The sequence below is a fragment of the Streptomyces sp. NPDC051218 genome (assembly GCF_044455475.1).
Taxonomy (GTDB): domain Bacteria; phylum Actinomycetota; class Actinomycetes; order Streptomycetales; family Streptomycetaceae; genus Streptomyces.
Map to the genome: position 1 here is coordinate 483403 of NZ_JBITEU010000002.1, position 19112 is coordinate 502514.

General features: G+C 71.3%; 15 protein-coding genes. 10 read left to right on the forward strand and 5 right to left on the reverse strand.

The window, feature by feature from the left end; translation table 11 throughout:
* Window positions 1–62: 62 nt before the first annotated feature.
* On the reverse strand, window positions 63–1682 hold the full coding sequence (locus tag ACIBCK_RS08575) for an acyl-CoA synthetase (protein WP_399388022.1): 1620 nt from the start codon (window positions 1680–1682) through the stop codon (window positions 63–65).
* A gap of 175 nt (window positions 1683–1857) precedes the next feature.
* Here ACIBCK_RS08575 and ACIBCK_RS08580 point away from each other — a divergent pair, with 175 nt between their 5' ends.
* From ACIBCK_RS08580 to ACIBCK_RS08605, 6 genes are all read left to right on the forward strand, one after another.
* Window positions 1858–2658 (forward strand): crotonase/enoyl-CoA hydratase family protein, encoded by an 801-nt coding sequence (locus ACIBCK_RS08580; protein WP_399388024.1) that lies wholly within the window; start codon window positions 1858–1860, stop codon window positions 2656–2658.
* Window positions 2659–2745: 87 nt separating this feature from the next.
* Complete coding sequence (locus tag ACIBCK_RS08585) at window positions 2746–3705, forward strand: Zn-ribbon domain-containing OB-fold protein (RefSeq protein WP_399388026.1); 960 nt, start codon at window positions 2746–2748, stop codon at window positions 3703–3705.
* Entirely contained in the window at window positions 3706–4797 is a 1092-nt protein-coding gene (locus tag ACIBCK_RS08590; protein WP_399388028.1) for a thiolase domain-containing protein, read from the forward strand.
* Between the two features lie 17 nt (window positions 4798–4814).
* On the forward strand, window positions 4815–5981 hold the full coding sequence (locus ACIBCK_RS08595; RefSeq protein WP_399388883.1) for a thiolase domain-containing protein: 1167 nt from the start codon (window positions 4815–4817) through the stop codon (window positions 5979–5981).
* A gap of 107 nt (window positions 5982–6088) precedes the next feature.
* Window positions 6089–6352, forward strand: coding sequence for a DUF397 domain-containing protein (locus ACIBCK_RS08600; RefSeq protein WP_336605706.1), 264 nt, complete (start codon window positions 6089–6091; stop codon window positions 6350–6352).
* Between the two features lie 168 nt (window positions 6353–6520).
* A complete protein-coding gene (locus tag ACIBCK_RS08605; protein ID WP_399388031.1) occupies window positions 6521–7450 on the forward strand; it encodes a universal stress protein in 930 nt (309 codons plus the stop codon).
* Window positions 7451–7485: 35 nt separating this feature from the next.
* On the opposite strand, the gene ACIBCK_RS08610 is transcribed toward ACIBCK_RS08605, so the two are convergent.
* On the reverse strand, window positions 7486–8217 hold the full coding sequence (locus tag ACIBCK_RS08610; RefSeq protein WP_399388033.1) for a leucine-rich repeat domain-containing protein: 732 nt from the start codon (window positions 8215–8217) through the stop codon (window positions 7486–7488).
* A 629-nt stretch (window positions 8218–8846) separates the two neighbouring features.
* On the opposite strand from ACIBCK_RS08610, the gene ACIBCK_RS08615 reads away from it, so the two are divergent.
* Both ACIBCK_RS08615 and ACIBCK_RS08620 read left to right on the forward strand, forming a co-directional pair.
* Window positions 8847–9347, forward strand: coding sequence for a hypothetical protein (locus tag ACIBCK_RS08615; protein WP_399388034.1), 501 nt, complete (start codon window positions 8847–8849; stop codon window positions 9345–9347).
* Between the two features lie 134 nt (window positions 9348–9481).
* A complete protein-coding gene (locus ACIBCK_RS08620; protein ID WP_399388036.1) occupies window positions 9482–11824 on the forward strand; it encodes a glycosyl hydrolase family 95 catalytic domain-containing protein in 2343 nt (780 codons plus the stop codon).
* A 69-nt stretch (window positions 11825–11893) separates the two neighbouring features.
* On the opposite strand, the gene ACIBCK_RS08625 is transcribed toward ACIBCK_RS08620, so the two are convergent.
* Both ACIBCK_RS08625 and ACIBCK_RS08630 read right to left on the reverse strand, forming a co-directional pair.
* Window positions 11894–13897 carry an N-acetylmuramoyl-L-alanine amidase gene (locus tag ACIBCK_RS08625; RefSeq protein ID WP_399388039.1) on the reverse strand — a complete coding sequence of 668 codons (2004 nt, stop codon included), beginning with the start codon at window positions 13895–13897 and terminating at the stop codon, window positions 11894–11896.
* A gap of 359 nt (window positions 13898–14256) precedes the next feature.
* Window positions 14257–14859, reverse strand: coding sequence for a TetR family transcriptional regulator (locus tag ACIBCK_RS08630; RefSeq protein WP_399388041.1), 603 nt, complete (start codon window positions 14857–14859; stop codon window positions 14257–14259).
* Between the two features lie 85 nt (window positions 14860–14944).
* Between ACIBCK_RS08630 and ACIBCK_RS08635 the strand changes: the two genes are divergently transcribed.
* On the forward strand, window positions 14945–15832 hold the full coding sequence (locus ACIBCK_RS08635; protein WP_399388043.1) for an SDR family NAD(P)-dependent oxidoreductase: 888 nt from the start codon (window positions 14945–14947) through the stop codon (window positions 15830–15832).
* 60 nt (window positions 15833–15892) lie between these two features.
* Here ACIBCK_RS08635 and ACIBCK_RS08640 read toward each other — a convergent pair whose 3' ends face one another.
* Window positions 15893–17095 (reverse strand): ROK family protein, encoded by a 1203-nt coding sequence (locus tag ACIBCK_RS08640; protein ID WP_399388045.1) that lies wholly within the window; start codon window positions 17093–17095, stop codon window positions 15893–15895.
* 173 nt (window positions 17096–17268) lie between these two features.
* Between ACIBCK_RS08640 and ACIBCK_RS08645 the strand changes: the two genes are divergently transcribed.
* Window positions 17269–19047: a sugar ABC transporter ATP-binding protein gene (locus ACIBCK_RS08645; RefSeq protein WP_399388048.1), complete on the forward strand. Its 1779-nt coding sequence runs from the start codon at window positions 17269–17271 to the stop codon at window positions 19045–19047.
* The last annotated feature ends 65 nt before the right edge of the window (window positions 19048–19112 follow it).

Sequence of the window (19112 nt, forward strand, 5' to 3'; positions counted from 1 at the left end):
ATGGCTGTTGCGGGTGGGGCTCTCTCCGTCTCTTCGTCTCCCCGAGCGCCGGCTTCACACCCTCAGCGATCCGCCCCCGCCGCCACCGCCTTCGCCCACCGGTAGTCCGCCTTCCCGCTCGGGGAGCGCTGGATGTTGTCCGTGACGACCAGCGCTCGCGGGATCTTGTAACCGGCCAGGTGGGTTCGGCAGTGGGTCTGGATCGACTCCAGGTCCAACGCGGGTGCTCCATCACGCAGTTGGACCACCGCGGCCACGCGGTTGCCCCAGCGCTCGTCAGGGACTCCGGCGACCAGGGCGTCGTACACGTCCGGATGGGACTTGAGGGCCTGCTCGACCTCCTCCGGATACACCTTCTCGCCACCGGTGTTGATGCACTGCGAGCCCCGGCCCAGGACGGTGACGATGCCCTCCTCGTCGACCGTCGCCATGTCACCGAGCAGCACCCAGCGCTCCTCGCCCTTCTGGAAGAACGTCTCGGCGGTCTTGGCCGGGTCGTTGTAGTAGCCGAGCGGAACATGGCCGCGCTGGGCCAGGCGGCCCACGACTCCTACCGGAACCGGGTCATGCGTGACCAGGTCCACCACCTGCGTACGTTCGTTGACCTCCAGGCGGAAGCCCTTCTCCGGGCCCGAGTCATCCGTCGCCTTGCCGTTGGAACCGGACTCCGACGAGCCGAAGTTGTTCAGGAGCAGGACGTTCGGGGCCAGCTTCTGAAACTGGGCGCGGACCGTCTCCGACATGATCGCCCCGGAGGACGAGACGCTGAAGAGGGACGACAGGTCGGTGCCCTTGAGCGGTCCGTGCAGGGCGTCGATGAGCGGCCTGAGCATCGCGTCGCCCACCAGCGACACACTGGAGACCTTCTCCCGCTCTATGGTGCGCAGCACCTCTTCGGGCACGTACTTGCGGTGAATGGCCACCCGCTGGCCGTAGTTGAAGGCGATGAACGACGTCAGGGTCGAGGTGCCGTGCATCAGCGGGGGAGCGGGGAAGAACGTGATGCCGGGGCCGCCGGCGGCGACGCGCTCCGCCAGCTCATCGGGCCGCTTCACCGGCTCACCCGCGGGCTCACCGCCGAACAGCCCGGCGAAGAACAGGTCCTCCTGGCGCCACATGACACCCTTGGGCATGCCGGTGGTGCCGCCGGTGTAGATGATGAAAAGGTCGTCGGCCGAGCGCGCCCCGAACCCGCGCTCCGGCGAACCCGCCTCCTCCGCGTCGCCGAAATCCACCACGTCGAGCGCGGGGGCATCGGCTGGCGGCGTCCCCACGCGCACCAGATGCCGAAGCTTCTCCGTGCGCGGCAGCGCGGCCGAGACCCGCTCGGTGAACTCCGCGTCGAAGACGAGCGCGGCCAGGTCGGCGTCGCGGTAGAGGTAGACCAACTCCTCTTCCACGTAGCGGTAGTTGACGTTGACCGGGACGAGGCGTGCCTTGAGGCAGGCGAGCACGGTCTGGAGATACTCGACGCCGTTGTAGAGGTGGAGCCCCAGATGTTCGCCGGGCTCCAGGCCGCTGTCGATCAGGTGGTGCGCGATGCGGTTGGCGGCCCGGTCGAGTTCGGCGTACGTCAGCCTGCGTTCCGCCCCGGTGCCGGGGTGATCGATGTACACGAGCGCCTCGCGGTCGGGGACCACGTCGACGACCGACTCGAACAGGTCGGCAAGGTTGTACTCCACCGCTCCTCCTGACCCCGGCGTCATCTCTTCTGGCGGTCATCAGAGCAGAGGCGCTCACAAGTGGGAAGGGCCCTCGTTCAAGAAATCTGACTGCCTGTCAGAAAACTATTGAACTGGCTCCCCACCTACTGCAACCTGTTCCAGGTCCGAAGCCGACAGCAGAGGGAGCACGGCTATGGGTGGGACGGAACATCTGGCTGTGCGGCGCGAAGGCGCCACACTGATACTCACGCTCAACCGGCCCGAGGCGAAGAACGCGCTCTCGCTGCCGATGCTGGTGGGCCTCTACGACGGCTGGGTCGCCGCCGACGAGGACGACGCGATCCGCTCCGTCGTCCTCACCGGAGCGGGCGGCGCCTTCTGCGCGGGCATGGACCTCAAGGCCCTCGCGGGCAAGGGGATGGACGGTGACCAGTACCGGGACCGGATGAAGGCCGACCCCGACCTGCACTGGAAGGCGATGCTGCGCCACCACCGCCCCCGCAAACCGGTCATCGCAGCGGTCGAGGGCTACTGCGTCGCCGGCGGCACGGAGATCCTCCAGGGCACGGACATCCGCGTCGCCGGCGAGTCCGCGACGTTCGGGCTCTTCGAGGTCAAGCGGGGCCTGTTCCCCATCGGCGGCTCGACCGTGCGGCTGCCGCGGCAGATTCCCCGTACGCACGCCCTGGAGATGCTGCTCACCGGGCGGCCCTACTCGGCCGCAGAGGCCGCGTCGATCGGCCTCGTCGGCCACGTCGTCCCGGACGGCACCGCCCTGGACAAGGCCCTCGCCATCGCCGAGCAGATCAACGCGTGCGGGCCGCTCGCCGTCGAGGCGGTCAAGGCGTCCGTGTACGAGGCCGCCGAGATGTCCGAGGCGGACGGCCTGGCTGCGGAGTTGAAGCGGGGGTGGCCGATCTTCGACACCGCCGATGCGAAGGAGGGCTCCAGAGCCTTTGCGGAGAAACGTGACCCGGTGTTTCGGCGGGCCTAGGTCTTGTCTCGTCTGCGGGGCCGTCGTGGCTGGTCGCGCAGTTCCCCGCGCCCCTTCGGGGCGCCCCCGTGAAACGGAGTTCTGCTCATGGCATCCGCTCCCTCCCCCGAAGTGCTGCGTGCGCCTCTCGTCGTCGAGTTTCCCTTCACCCGGTCCCTCGGGCCCGTGCAGAGTGCCTTTCTCACCGGGCTGCGTGAGCGCACCGTGCTCGGCGTGAAGGCCACCGACGGGCGCACGCTCGTCCCGCCCGTCGAGTACGACCCCGTCACCGCCGACGAGATACGCGACCTGGTCGAGGTCGCCGCCACCGGCACCGTCACCACCTGGGCCTGGAACCACGAACCCCGCAGGGGGCAGCCCCTGGACCGCCCGTTCGCCTGGGTCCTGGTGAAGCTCGACGGCGCTGACACCGCCCTGCTGCACGCTCTGGACGCGCCGGGCCCCGACGCCGTGAGCACCGGCATGCGCGTCCGGATCCGCTGGGCCGAAGACCGCATCGGCGCCATCACCGACATCGCCTGCTTCGAGCCGTACGACGGGGCAGTAGGTGGTGAAGTCGGGCCGCACGACGGGGAGTTCAGCGAGCCCGTCACCGGCATCGTCGCCGCCGCGCGCCTCGACTACACCTACGCACCCGGCCGCGCGCAGACCGCCTACATCAAGGCGCTCTCCGATCGGAAGACCGTCGGCGAGCGCTGCCCCTCCTGCCACAAGGTCTACGTGCCGCCCCGCGGCGCCTGCCCCACCTGCGGCGTCGCCACCACCGAGCGGGTCGAGGTCGGGCCCCGCGGCACCGTCACCACGTACTGCATCGTCAACATCAAGGCGAAGAACCTCGACATCGAAGTGCCCTACGTCTACGCGCACATCGCCCTCGACGGCGCCGACCTCGCCCTGCACGCCCGCATCGCGGGCATCCCCTACGACCAGGTGCGGATGGGCCTTCGCGTCGAACCGGTGTGGACCGAGGGCGCCCGCTTCCCCGATCACTACCGGCCCACGGGCGAGCCGGACGCCGACTACGACACGTACAAGGAGCTGGTGTAGATGCCGCCCGCCAAGCCGTCCGCGCAGCCCGCCGTGATGCGGCCCGTCCGGGACATCGCCATCGTGGCCTTCGGGCAGACCGACCACCTGCGCTCCACCGACGAGCTCTCCGAGGTGGAGATGCTCATGCCGGTGCTGCACGAGGTCCTCGCCGCCACCGGCCTGAAGACCAGCGACATCGGCTTCACCTGCTCGGGATCGTCGGACTATCTCGCCGGGCGCGCCTTCTCCTTCACGATGGCGCTGGACGGGGTCGGTGCCTGGCCGCCGATCTCCGAGTCGCACGTCGAGATGGACGGTGCCTGGGCGTTGTACGAGGCGTGGACCAAGCTGCTCACCGGTGAGGCCGACACCGCGCTCGTGTACTCCTACGGCAAGTCGTCCCCCGGATCGGTGCGTGACGTGCTGACCCGGCAGCTCGACCCGTACTACGTAGCGCCCCTGTGGCCGGACTCGGTCGCACTCGCCGCCCTCCAGGCGCAAGCCCTGATCGACGCGGGGGAGACCGACGAGCCCGCCCTCGCCGGGGTCGCCGCCCGCAGCCGGGAAAGCGCGGCCACCAACTCCCATGCGCAGCTGAGCGGTTCGGTGCCACAGGGCGACTACCTCGTACGTCCGCTGCGCACCGGCGACTGCCCGCCCATCGGGGACGGTGCCGCCGCCGTGATCCTCGCGGCGGGGGACCGGGCGCGGGAGCTCTGCGAGCGGCCCGCGTGGATCCGTGGCATCGACCACCGCATCGAAGCGCACAGCCTCGGCGTGCGCGACCTCACCGACTCGCCGTCGAGCCGGCTGGCCGCCGAGCGTGCCGGTGCCTTCGAACGGCCCGTGGACACCGCCGAGTTGCACGCGCCGTTCACCTCCCAGGAGGTCGTCCTGCGCAAGGCGCTGAAGCTGGGCGACGACGTGGCGGTGAACCAGTCCGGGGGCGCGCTCGCCGCGAACCCCATGATGGCCGCCGGTCTGATCCGGCTCGGCGAGGCCGCAGCCCGCATCCACCGGGGCGAGTCGGACCGTGCCATCGCCCACGCCACATCCGGCCCCTGCCTGCAGCAGAACCTGGTCGCCGTCCTCGAAGGAGAGCCGTCATGAGTGGGGTGAGCAGCGGGGTGGGCAAGGAGCCCGTGGCCGTCGTAGGGATCGGCCAGACCAAGCACGTCGCCGCCCGGCGGGACGTCTCGATCGCGGGCCTCGTCCGCGAGGCCGCCCGAGCCGCCCTGAAAGACGCGGAGTTGACCTGGGCCGACATCGACGCCGTGGTCATCGGCAAGGCGCCGGACTTCTTCGAGGGCGTCATGATGCCCGAGCTGTACCTCGCCGACGCGCTCGGCGCCGTGGGCAAGCCGATGCTGCGCGTCCACACGGCGGGCTCCGTCGGCGGCTCCACCGCGCTGGTCGCGTCGAACCTCGTCGCGGGCCGCGTCCACGGCACCGTACTGACCCTCGCCTTCGAAAAGCAGTCGGAATCCAACGCGATGTGGGGGCTCTCCCTCCCCATCCCCTTCCAGCAGCCGCTCCTCGCGGGCGCGGGCGGCTTCTTCGCCCCGCACGTGCGCGCGTACATGCGGCGCACCGGCGCCCCCGACACGGTCGGCTCGCTCGTCGCCTACAAGGACCGGCGCAACGCCCTCAAGAACCCCTATGCCCATCTGCACGAGCAGGACATCACCCTGGAGAAGGTCCAGGCATCGCCCATGCTGTGGGACCCGATCCGCTACTCCGAGACCTGCCCGTCATCCGACGGGGCCTGCGCGATGATCCTCACCGACCGTACGGGCGCGGCCCGTTCACCCCGCCCGCCCGCCTGGATGCACGGCGGTGCGATGCGCAGCGAGCCGACCCTGCACGCGGGCAAGGACTTCGTGTCGCCGCAGGCGGGCAAGGACTGCGCCGCCGATGTCTACCGGCAGGCGGGGGTCACGGACCCGCGGCGCGAGATCGACGCCGTAGAGATGTACGTGCCGTTCTCCTGGTACGAGCCGATGTGGCTTGAGAACCTGGGCTTCGCCGATGAGGGCGAGGGCTGGAAGCTCACCGAGTCGGGCGTGACGGAGCTGGACGGTGATCTCCCCGTCAACATGTCGGGCGGTGTCCTGTCCACCAATCCCATCGGCGCCTCGGGCATGATCCGGTTCGCCGAGGCGGCACTTCAGGTGCGCGGCCAGGCCGGCGAGCACCAGATCGACGGGGCCCGCAGGGCGCTCGGGCACGCCTACGGCGGCGGTTCGCAGTTCTTCTCCATGTGGCTGGTCGGCGCGGAGCCGCCCACGACGTGACGGGTGTGCCGTGCCGGACGGGCGGCCCTCCTCCTTCCGTGGCCTGTCCGGCACCGGAACCGAAAGCTAGGCTGGCGGGCGGACGACGCATCGGGAGGAGCACGGACGTGGCCGAAGGCACCATTCAGCAGCATCCGCTCGCAGGTCAGCAGCGCCCGCTCGCGGGCTGGGACAAGCCGGAGCTCGACCTCAGCACAGCGGACTGGCAATCGAGCAGCGAGGGGCGGGGTGATGTGGAGATCGCCTTTGTCGAGGGCTTCATCGCGATGCGCAACGCCGGCCGCCCCGAGAGCCCGTCCCTCATCTTCACACCGGCGGAGTGGGGAGCGTTCGTGCACGGCGCGCGTGCGGGGGAGTTCGATCTGACGTAGGCCGTGCGGGGCGTTGTGGACCCTCGTCCCCGGCTGTCGTGGCCGCTCGCGGCTTGTGCCGTGCTGACCTGGTGACGTCGGACTCCGCCTCCGGCCGGCCTCCCGTACGGGGCCGGGGCCGGAAGCGGGGCCGGCCCACCTTGGCCTTGCGCCGGAGACGAGGAAGCCATGAGTGACGACGCGCCCGTTGACCCCGCCCCGGCCGGGCCCGCCCCGGACCGTGACGCACCTGTCGTGGTGGCCGTCGACGGCTCGGCCGGCAGCGACCACGCCCTGGAATGGGCCCTGACCGCCGCACGCCTGCGGAACGCGCGGCTGCGGATCGTGCACGTGCGGCAGTACGCGATGCCGCTGGCCGACGGCCCGCACATGCCCACCATCGACCACCGCCCGGACGCCGACCCGGTCGTCGAGCGGGTGCGCGGCGCCCTGGAGCGGCGCGCCGATCTGCCTCCGCTGACGGTCGAGATCGTGGAGGGCGCCCCGGGGCGGGACATCGCACCGCTGGGCGACGAGGCGCAGCTGCTGGTGCTCGGATCACGCGGTCGCGGCGGCTTCGCCAGTCTGCTCCTCGGCTCGAACGGCCTCGCGTGCGCACGGGAGGCGGCGTGCCCCGTCGTCGTGGTGCGGCCGGACGAGGAGCTCACGGCGGGGGCCGAGCCGTGCGTGGTGCTCGGGCTCGACCCGCTGTCCCCGCACGACGACACGATCGGCTTCGCCTTCGTGGAAGCGGCCCTGCGAGGCGCGGTGCTGCGGGTCGTCTGCGCGTATCCCGGGCCCGTGCTCGTCTACACGTCCACCGGCGACTTCGTGACCTCGGCGGAGGCGGACGCGGCGACCGCCGCCCGGTACACGGAGCTCGCGGGCGAGCAGCTCGCGCCCTTCCAGGAGCGCAATCCGCAGGTGAGCGTCGAGAAGGAGGTCCTGCCCGGGGACGCGGCGGGACTCCTGGTGGACGCGTCACGGGAGGCGGAGCTCGTGGTGGTGGGGCGCCACCAGAGCCGGATGCCGCTGGGCAGGCTGATGGGGTCGGTGACCAACGCGGTGCTGCTGCATGCGAAGGGTGCGGTGGCCGTGGTGCCTCCGGAGCACCGGTAGGAACCGCCCGCACGGGCCGGGACGCTGTCCGGGCCTCACCGCAGCACCACGCACCCCCGCCCCTCCAGCCTCCACAGCAGGTCCCGCGGCACGGCGACGTCGTTCCAGCGGAGGTCGAGCTTCTCCAGGGCGGGCAGATCGCCGAGCCACGACGGGAGCTCCCGCAGGCGGTTGGCCCGCAGATCGAGCCTGCGCAGCAGGGGCAGCCCACGCAGGGCCTCGGGCACCGTCAGGAACTCGTTCTCCCGCAGCTCCAGTTCACGCAGTTCGCCAAGGCGGTCCACCGAGGCGGGCAGCGACGAGAGGAGGTTGCCGCGCAGCCACAGTTCACGCAGGGACGTCAGGGCGCCGAGTGACGAAGGCACCGAGGTCAGGCGGTTGTGCTGGGCGCGCAGCTCCACCAAGGCGTCGAGTGAGCCCAGCGTGTCCGGCAGCGCGGTCAGCCGGTTCTCGCCCACGTTGAGGTACGTCAGCCGCTTCAGGTTGCCCAGGGAGTCCGGCAGCGACGTGAGGCGGTTGTCGTGGACGTAGAGGAAGCGGCTCAGGCCCGTCAGGTCGCCCAGCTCGGGCGGCAGCTCGGTCAGGCGGTTGTGGCCCAGGTCCAGTGTGTGCAGCGAGGCCAAGGTGCCGATCCGGGCGGGGAGCCGCGTGAGCGCGTTGTCGGGAAGGAGCAAAGCCTCCAGGGACGGGTGGCGCCACACCTCGTCGGGCACGCCGCTGAGGCCGCCGTGCCAGTAGTTGAGTACGTTCTCGGCGTCGACCGCCACGTGCGGGTCCCTTCGTCGGAGTGGAACCGTAACGCGCGGCGGTCGAACAGGCGTTGAGCGAGCTGTGCGGTCCGGTACGGGAAAGCTCCGGGCCCCCGCACCGTCGCCACGGGCTCCACGGTGGCTCCGACCCGCGAGCAGTCGGTACGCCACCGTCGGCACTGCTCTGGGGCTCTGCGCGCCGCCGGACGACGCGCCCCCCGGCCGGCGGTCGGGCAGGCGCTGCGGATCACCGCCGCAGCCGGGCGGGCGAACTCGCCTGTCCACTTGGTATGCCTGGACGCCGAGCTGCACCACGCCGACCGCCAAGTGCGGAGCCGAGGGCCTGGTCGAGCGGGGGGCGCGACGAGCCGGCGGCGGCAGGACTGCGCCCCCGTCCGCTGCACAGCACCGAGACGGACACGCTCACCCCGCGGGGAGCGCTCCGCCCCGGCGAGGTGGGCGTCGTGCGGATGCTGTCCCGCGGGTGCCGGAAAGTGGGAATGGATCACTCCGGCCTTGGCGCCGCACCCGGTGTCCCCTCACCCCCGCTGACCTCGCGCTGAACGCCGGGCCACCCGCGCGTCACCCCGCGCGGACCGGCGCCGCCCCCGCGCCGACAAGCGCCGCGGGCCACGTACCATTGGCGCATGTCCTTCCTCCGCCGCCGCAGCTCCGCCACTCCCGCTGGCCCGGACTTCGATGTCCTCGCCATGGACCCGGGTGACTGGCCCGGCAATCTCGGCGCGGGCCTGCTGCCCGCCCCCGACGGCAGCTGCCAGGGCGTCTTCCTGCGCTACGACCTCTTCGGCGGGCGCGGCCCCGCGATGATCATCGGCAATCTGCCCGAGGGCTCACCGGCGCGCGAGATCGCCGAGGACGAGGTGCCCTTCGAGGTGGCCCAGCTGCTGCTCGCGCTGGAGAACGACGAGGAAATCACCGTCGTCACCACCGAGGACATGCCGGTGATGCAGGGCGACAACCTCCTCATCGTGCGCCGTCTCAAGCTCTCCGAAAGCCGCATCTCCTGCGTGCAGTTCGACCGCAGCGACGGCGTCCTGGTCACCATCGCCGCCTGGGACCGGCCGATCACCGACGATCTGTACGCCCTCCTGAAGCCGCTGCCCGCGGAACTCTTCCAGCAGGGCTGACCCGCCCGGCACCAGCGCAGGCCCGTGCCCACCCTTCTGCCGGAGGGGTGGGTTTTGTCATGTGCCTTGCCAGGCCAGTCATCGGACTTTTAACGTGGCGGGTCATGACTCCCGGGATCTCACGACGAAGCACGATGAAGTCCGCCGTTGGCGGAGCAGCCGTACTGGCATCGAGTGGAGGCGTCTTCGCCGGTGCCGCGAGCGCAGCCGAGCGGCGCTCCAGTGAGCGTGATACCTCCGATGAATCGCTGCTCTGGTATGGGAAGCCCGCCGCCGACTGGGAGCGCGAGGCTCTCCCCATCGGCAATGGCGCACTCGGCGCCATGGTCTTCGGCACCCTCGCCTCCGAGCGCCTCCAGTTCAACGAGAAGACCCTGTGGACCGGCGGCCCCGGCTCCCGCGAGGGCTACGACCACGGCAACTGGCGCGAGGCCAGACCCGGCGCCCTCGACGCGGTGCGCGCGGAACTGGACGAGCAGGGCGGGCTCACCCCCGAGGCCGTCGCCGCCGACCTCGGCCAGCCCCGCCGCGGCTACGGCGCCCACCAGACCTTCGGCGACCTGCACCTCGACATGCCGGGCGCCCCGGACGCGCCCGACGCCACCTATCGCCGGGCCCTCGATCTCCGCACAGGCCTCGCGACCGTCACGTACACCCACCAACAGGTGCGCCACGAGCGGGAGTTCTTCGCCTCATATCCCGACGGTGTGCTGGTCGGGCGCCTCACCGCCGACCGCCCCGAGAGCGTCACCTGCACCCTGCGTCACACCTCGCCCCGCGCCGACTTCGCCGCGAAGGCCGACGGTGACCGGATCGCCGTACGCGGTGAACTCGTCGACAACGGGCTGAAGTTCGAGGCGCAGCTGCGTGTCGTGCACCAAGGCGGCACGCGCACCGCGAACGCCGACGGCAGCATCACCGTCAGCGGCGCCGACCACGTCTGGTTCGCGCTCGCCGCGGGGACCGCCTACGCCGACACCTACCCCGACTACCGCGGCGACGACCCGCACGCGCGCGTCACCCGCACCGTCGACGAAGCCGTCGGGCGCGGCCACGGCGAGCTCCGCGCCCGCCATCTGAGCGACCACGGCGACCTGTTCGGCCGGGTCACCCTCGACATCGGCCAGAGCGCACCCGCGGACGTCCCGACCGACCAGCTGCTCAAGGGATACGGGGGAGGCGCGAGCGCCGCCGACCGCGCCCTCGAAGCCCTCTTCTTCCAGTACGGGCGCTACCTCCTCATCGCCTCCTCCCGCGCGGGCTCGCTGCCAGCGAACCTCCAGGGCGTGTGGAACAACAGCACCACCCCGCCCTGGTCGGCCGACTACCACACCAACATCAACCTGCAGATGAACTACTGGCTCGCCGAGGCCGCCAACCTCGCCGAGACCACCGCCCCCTACGACCGCTTCGTCGAGGCACTGCGCGCGCCGGGCCGGCGCACGGCGAAGGAGATGTTCGGCTCGCGGGGCTGGGTGGTGCACAACGAGACCAACCCCTACGGCTTCACCGGCGTCCACGACTGGGCTACCTCCTTCTGGTTCCCCGAGGCCGCCGCCTGGCTCACCGCGCAGCTCTACGAGCATTACCGCTTCGGCGGCTCCACGCAGTACCTCCGCTCCACCGCCTATCCGGCGATGAAGGAAGCCGCCGAGTTCTGGCTCGACAACCTCCGCACCGACCCCCGCGACGGCACCCTCGTCGTCACCCCCAGCTACTCACCCGAGCACGGCGACTTCACCGCGGGCGACTCCATGGCCCAGCAGATCGTGCACGACCTGCTCACCAACACCCTGGAGGCCGCCCGCGTCCTCGGCGACTCGGCAGCCTTCCGCACCGAGCTGGAGAACACCCTCGGCAAGCTCGATCCCGGACTGCGCGTCGGATCCTGGGGTCAGCTCCAGGAGTGGAAGGCGGACCTCGACTCCAGGACCGACGACCACCGGCACGTCTCCCACCTCTACGCCCTGCACCCCGGACGCCAGATCGAGCCGGGCAGCAAGTGGGCCGACGCCGCGGAGGTCTCCCTCACCGCGCGCGGCGACGGCGGCACCGGCTGGTCCAAGGCGTGGAAGGTCAACTTCTGGGCTCGCCTTCGCGACGGCGACCACGCGCACAAGATGCTCGGCGAGCAGCTCAAGTCCTCCACGCTGCCCAACCTCTGGGACACCCACCCGCCGTTCCAGATCGACGGCAACTTCGGGGCGACGTCCGGCGTCGTGGAGATGCTTCTGCAGAGCCAGTTCGACGTCATCGAGGTGCTGCCCGCGCTGCCCGCGAGCTGGCCCGAGGGCTCGGTGCGCGGCCTGCGGGCACGCGGCGGGGCCGGCCTGGACATCGAGTGGTCGGGGGGACGGGCCACGCGCATCGTGCTCACCGCGACGCGTACCCGTGAACTCACCGTGCGCAGCGCCCTGTTGAAGGGTGGCGAGAAGACCTTCAAGGCGCGGGCCGGCCAGCGGTACGTCTTCGACTGAGCGCCTCCCACCGGGACGTCAGGGCCGGGCCCGCCCCCACGCGAACCCGGCCCCGACCGTCCTCGGCGTCTATGAACCCGAGGGCGCCACTCGCACGTCGGCCGCCCGGACATACGCCACGCGGTGCCCGAACTGGACCTCGTAGTACATGTCCTTGCCGCGCACCACCTTGTGCGGTGCCGTGTCGAACGTCGGCGCGTAGAAGTACTCGCCCGGCACCTTGTCGCCGATCGCGTACTTCTGACCCGCGAGGAGCTTGTACGGCAGCGGCGTGACGGCCTGCACCGGAACGCCCGCCGGGTACGCCTCCTTCTCCGGGTAGGCGCGTCCGTACACCGGGACCTCGGTGGCGCCGCTCTTCGGCGTCACCACGAGGCCCTTCGCGTCGACGGCCGTCGGCTGCTTCTTCGGATTCTTGAACCAGGCCTTCTGACCGAGGTACCAGACGGCGGTCCAGTCGCCCTTGCGTTCGGCGACCGCGTACTGCTGGCCGGTGGACAGGCGGGCGCCGGTGTCGTTCACGCCGGTCGTCGATTCGCCGCCACCGGGCCGCAGGCCGATGTCCTTGATGAGGGGCGCGTCGTCACGCGGCTCGGTGTGGACGCGCACCGCGGTGGAACCGTGCGGCTCGCACTTGTCGCCGGGCTTGACGCAACCGGTGTACTCCGGCCGGTTCTTGGAGTAGTCCGGAGCCACCGTCACCAGACCGCCGTTCGGGCCCGCCGTCCGCTTGAACGGCTTGCCCAGCAGCGTGAAGTAGTGCTGCCAGTCCCAGTAGGGGCCGGGGTCGGTGTGCATGCCCGCGATGGTCGATGGCAGTGTGCCGGGGACGTTGTCGTGGCCGATGATGTGCTGGCGGTCCAGCGGAATGTCGTACTTCTTGGCGAGATACTTCACGAGGCGGGCCGACGAGCGGTACATCGCCTCCGTGTACCAGGTGTCGGGCGCCGTCAGGAAGCCCTCGTGCTCCAGACCGATGGACTTGGAGTTCACGTACCAGTTCCCCGCGTGCCAGGCGACGTCCTTGGCCTTCACGTGCTGGGCGATGTGACCGTCGGTGGAGCGCAGGGTGTACTGCCAGGACACGTACGTGGGGTCCTGCACCATGTTCAGGACGCCTTCCCAGCGCCCCTCGGTGTCATGGATGACGATGGTGTCGATGCTCTGGCTCTTGGGCCGGTCCGCCAGATCGTGGTTGCCGTAGTCGTCGTTGCCGTTCGGGTCCTTGAACTCCTCGTACGGAGCGGGGATCCACTCGCACGAGACGGTGGACGGACACTCGGTCTCGCCCTTGGGGGCCTTCCGCAGACCCATGCCCCGCACCTGCGCGGCATCCGGCTTCAGGCCGCCGACGGCCGGGAGCGCCACGCGCTGCCCGGAGTCCGTGGTGCGCTGCTGGCCGTCGTGGATGACGGCGAAGACGTCGTTGGCGTAGGTCGCCGCTGTGGCCTGGTCGTCCGCCCCGGAGAAGCGGGCGATCGCGCCGTACCAGTCGGCGGGGTCGTCGCTCAGAGGCTTGCCGAGCTTCTTCTGCGCGGCGGCGAGCAGGGCCGCGCCGCCGCGTACGTTGGCGGCCGGATCGGTGCGCAGCTTCTCGGCGGACTGCCCGCTGAGGTCGGCGGCGCGGGGCAGGGTCTTGAGCCGCGCGGGCAGTTCGGAGTTCTCCGGCACCTTGGCCGTGAACTCCTTGGGCTTGAGGACGCCGCGCGACGCGTCGCCGCGCGGATCCTCGTCGCCTTCGCTGTGGTGCGGGGCGCCGGCGACGGCGGTGCGCGCGTCGGTGAGGTGCATCGGGCCGTAGCCGCCGGTCACGCTCGGCGCGCCGCCGTGCGCGTCCCAGCGGGACTGCAGATAGGACACTCCCAACAGCACGCTCTGCGGTACGCGGTACTCGGCGGCCGCGGCCGCGAAGGCGCCCTGCAGCTCATCGCCCGCACCGGGAGCGCCCGGCGACGAGGCGGACGGGGCGGCACCGAGCAGCGGAAGCAGCAGGCCGGCGGAGACAAGGGCGCCCGCGGTCCTGACGGCGCGTCTGCGCGTGGCAGGGGTGCGGGCGGTGGCGGATCCTCGCAATGCAGCCTCCTGGGACGGTGAACGTGATGGGGCGTGCGGGGCCGGGCGTGCGTCAGTGGTACCGGCTCTCCGACGATCCGTCAATCATGCCCAGGGCGCGGGATTCCCCATGTCAGCGCCGGTCCCGGAAGGTTTACCCCCGGGAGGCCGCACGGCCTGCGGCGCGTCAGTGGATTGGACCAATGAGCAGCACGAAAGCCGCACGGGCCGCCAGGCGAACCGGCCGCGATATCAGAGGTCCGGTCCACCTGTTCGGGGGATGCCCACGGCGCAGGGATGCCCACGGCGCAGGGATGCCCACGGCGCAGGGATGCCGATGCCCACGGCGTAGGGGGCGCCCACGGCGTCCGCGGCCGGCTTCAGGGCCGCAACGTCGCGAACGCCCGGTCGACAAGGGCACCACGGTCCGCCGTACCGCCCGAGCGCAACCACTCCCGATCCGCCGCGTCGAGCGCCGCGGTGGCCGCCGCGGTGAGGAGGTCGGCGCCGAACATGTCCAGCTTCGCGTCCCGCCGTTCCGCGAGGGCTTCGGCCACCTGGGCCCGCATGGCGTCCCGCTTCTGATGCAGCCGCGCGCGCAGCGACGGCGTCGCGTCGATGAGGGCGAGCTCGGCCAACTGCCGTCCGGATGCGTGGATCCGCTCCTGCCAGGCGCGCAGCACGTGATGGAGGCAGTCCCAGGGTTCCTCACCGTCGGGCCGCCGGCGTACCTCGTCGGCGACCTCGTCCGCCATCGACTCCACGGCGCCGAAGACGACGTCCTCCTTGGACGGGAAGTACCGGAAGAAGCTGCGCTTCGACAGGCCCGCCGCGTGCGCGATGTCCTCCACGGTCGTCTCGTCGAAGCCCCGCTCGGCAAACAACTCCAGGGCCAGTGACGCGAGTTCAGCTCGCATGGCCCGCCGGGCGCGGGCGCGCAGCCCACCGGTCTCCGCATGCTCCGCGCTCTCTCCGCTTCCCATGCACCGGAGTTTACTTTGCTTCACCTGGTGCCTAACGTGTCACCGAGTGACGTGTTCTGAGCGCACACCTCATCCAGGAGGCGGTATGACGTCCTTACGCGGCAAGACGGCACTGGTCACCGGCGGCACGGGAGGGATCGGCAAGGAAACCGCCCGGGGACTCGCCCGGCGCGGAGCCGACGTGATCCTCGTCGGCCGTGACCCCGAACGGGCCGCTCGGGCGGCGCGCGAGATCGCGCACGAGGCCGGGAGCGGTTCCGTGGAGACGGTCGCGGCGGACCTCACGCTGCGCGAGGGGCTGCACCGCGTGGTCGCCGAGGTGACCGCCCGGCACGACCAACTCGACGTCCTCGTCAACAACTTCGGCATGAACCCGCCCGCTCGTCGACTGACCGCCGACGGAGTGGAGACGGCCTTCGCCGCCAACGTCCTCGCGCCTTTCGTCCTCACCCGGCGCCTCATGCCCCAGCTGGAGAAGGCGCCCGCCGCCCGGGTCATCAACCTCACCGGCGGCATCCCGCGCGGCCCGGTCGACCCCGGCAACCTCCAGGCGCAGAAGACCTTCGTCGGCTGGACCTTCGGCCAGTACAACCACACCAAGGCCGCGCTCATGGCGATGAGTTACGAACACGCCCGGCGGACCGAGGGCGGCACGGTCACGATCAACGTGGCCTATCCCGGCCACGCCTACACCCCGGGCAACAAGGCCACCCCGATGAGCGCGTTCCCCTGGGCCTACCGCCCCGCCGCGCCCCTTGTCCGGCTGCTGGGCCCGATCCTGCTCGCGGATCTCGCCAAGCCCGCAAGGTCCAGCATCCACCTGGCCACGAGCCCGGAGGTCGCGCGCGTCACCGGCGCCTACTTCAACGCCAAGTGCCGCCGGGTCCCGTGGCCCGGCTTCGCCGAGGACCCCCGTACGCGCGAAGCGGTCTGGGCGCTGTGCGAGGAGCTCACCGCGGAGGACAGGATCTGAGGGGCACCTCGCTCGTCCGATCCTCGCGGGCCGGGGTACGCGGCCGTGCGCCGGTGGGCTTCAGCGGGCCGCGCCCGACAGGGCCCGGTCCACCTGGCGTGGGGACAGTGCGTGTTCGACCGCGAGGATGCCCGCGCCGATCGCCGCCGCGTTCTCGCCGGTGCGGCTCGGCTCGATGCGGAGTACGTGGGTGGCCAAGGGGTGTGAGCGGCGGTAGACCGCCTCCCGGACGCCCGCGAGGAGTTGGTCGTGGACAGCGGCCATCGCGCCGCCGACCACCACCGTGTCCGGGTTGAAGAAGTTCACCAGGCCCGCGAGCACCTCGCCCACCGCGCGGCCCGCCTCGCGCACCATGCGGACGGCGTCGCGGTTGCCGGACTTCACCAGGCGTACGACATCGCTGCCCGAGGTGGCCCGCAGTCCGAGCTCGGACAGCTTGCGGGCGATGGCCGCGCCACCCGCAACCGCCTCCAGGCAGCCCGAGTTACCGCACCGGCAGGGGTCCTCGGTGTCACCGACCCGGATGTGCCCGATGTCGCCCGCGCTGCCCTGCGCACCCCGGTGCAGCCGGCCGTCGGCGACGATGCCGCAGCCGATGCCGGTGCCCACCTTGATGTAGAGCAGATAGCGCGTGTCGGGGAAGGCGCGGCGCTGCTCGGCGAGCGCCATCACGTTCACGTCGTTGTCGACGAGGGCCCGCGGTCCGAACCGCTCGGCGAAGAACTCCGGAATGGGGTACTGGTGCCAGCCCGGCATGATCGGCGGATCCACCGGCCGGCCCGTCGAGAACTCAACGGGGCCCGGCACCCCGACCCCGATGGACTGCAGCGACGCGGGGTCGCGTGCCGCCTCCTTGAGCAGGGTGTGCAGTGTCCGTTCGACATGGCCGAGCACCTCCTGTGGGCCGTCCGCGATGGAGAGCGGATCCTCCCGCAGCGCGAGCATCTCGCCGCCGATGTCCATCAGGGCGACCCGGCAGTGTGATGCGCCCAAGTCGACGCCTGCCACCGCGTGTTCGCGCGTGCGTAGCCGCAGCCGCCGCGGAGGCCTGCCGCCCGTCGACCCCCCGTCCGCCTCCTCCGTGACGAAGCCGTGCGCGATCAGCGCGTCCACCCGCTGCGAAACCGTCGACCGTGCGAGCCCCGTCAGGCGGGCGATGTCGGCGCGGGTCTCCACCGCCCCCGTACGGAGCAGGGCGAGGACCTCGCCGGGTGTGGACGGTGCGGACGGTACGGAATCGGGGTGATCCGGCGCTCCAGACATGGCAGTCACCTTAGGGACGAGTTTCGCTGCTCACAAGGCCGATGTCGTTCGGTTGTCGACCTAAGTCTCCGTCAACTCGCTTGTATTGAAAGCTGCTTGGACTCTTGACAGGTCAAAGCTCCCTCATCACATTGCTCTGCAGACCGCTGCCGAAGGAGCCGAGGGTGCAGGCGATGCAGGCGACGCAAGAGATGTTGGCGATGCGCGGGGTGTCCAAGAGCTTTCTCGGAGTGCGTGTGCTGCACGGCGTATCGCTCGACCTCGCCGCCGGCGAGGTGCACGCGCTGGTCGGCGAGAACGGCGCCGGCAAGTCCACCCTGATGAAGGTCCTCGCGGGCGAACACGTCCCGGACGAGGGCAGCATCACGCTCGACGGAACGGAGCATTCCTTCAGCCACCCCGCGCAGGCCCAGGCCGCCGGGATCGGCATCATCCACCAGGAGTTCGCGCTTCTCGCGCACCGCACGGTGGCCGAGAACGTCTTCCTCGGCCGCGAGCCGACCCGCTACGGCCTCGTCGACCGCCGCACGATGGAAGCCCGTACGGCCGAACTCCTCGCCGAGGTCGGCGTATCGGGCATCACCCCGCGCACGTACATCCGTGATCTGTCCGTCGCGCGCCAGCAGACCGTCGAGATCGTCAAGGCCCTCGCATCCGACGTCCGCGTCCTGGTCATGGACGAGCCGACCGCGCCACTCGCCGATCACGAGGCGGGCCTCCTGCACGACCTCGTGCGCCGCCTCGCGGGCCGGGGCCTCGGCATCCTGTACATCTCGCACCGCCTGCGCGAAGTCTTCGAACTGTCCCAGCGGGTCACCGTGTTGAAGGACGGCCGCCACGTCACCACGGTGCGGACCCGCGACACGGACACCGACCAGGTCGTACGCGCCATGGTGGGCCGGGAGCTGAGCGCCTACTACCCGCCGCGCGCCGCCCCTGACGACATCGGCGAGGTCCGCCTCACCGTCACCGGCGGCGCCAACGCACGGCTGAGCGGCATCGACCTGACCCTGCGCGCCGGCGAGGTCACCGGCATCGCCGGCCTGGAGGGATCGGGCCGAACGTCCCTCGCACGGGCCCTGTTCGGAGCCGCCCCGTTCACCGGCGGGACCATGACGGTGGGCGGCGAGAACCTGCGGCCCACCACCCCGCGGCAGGCCATCCGCGCCGGGATCGCCCTGGTGACCGAGGACCGCAAGGCCGAGGGCCTCGCCCTGCGCCAGTCCGTGCGCGACAACGCGCTGCTCGTGACGCGCGCGGTACCGGCCCGGGGGGAGCCACCGGCCGCCCGCGAACTCACCGGGCTCCTGGAGCGCGTGCGGCTCCAGGCGCGGGGCGAGGACCAGGAGGCCCGCTTCCTCTCCGGCGGCAACCAGCAGAAAGTCGTCATCGCCAAGTGGCTCGCCGCCCGCCCCCGCGTCCTGCTCTTCGACGAACCCACCCGAGGCGTCGACGTGGGCGCCAAGGCCGCCATCCACACTCTCGTCCGCGAACTGGCCCGCGAGGGCATCGCCGTCCTGATCGTCTCCTCGGAACTGCCCGAACTCATCGGCATGAGCGACCGCATCCTCGTCATGTCCGAAGGCCACATCGCCGGCGAACTGCCGCCGGGGGCAGCCGAGGAGGACGTAATGCACCTCGCCACGACGGGGCCGCCGGGGGGCGTGAGTGGCCCGCCGGGGGGTGTGAACGGTCCGCCGGGAGGCGTGACCGGCCCGTCTGGAGAGATGACCGGCTTGCCGGGAGACGTGACCGGCCCACCCGGGCACGTGGACGGCCCGCCGGAAGACATAACCGCCCCGCCGGGAGGCGTGACCGCCCCGCCGGGAGCCCCGACCGCCCCGCCCGGAGGCGTGACCGCCCCGCCGGGAGACAGGGCCGCCCCACCCGGAGACCCGACCGCCCCGCCCAGAGCCCCAAGCGCCCAGACCGGAAAGGATTCCCTCGCGTGAGCGGTACCACCGGAGCCACGGAAGCCAGCGGTACCACCGGCACCTCCCTCGCCCCACCGCCCGCC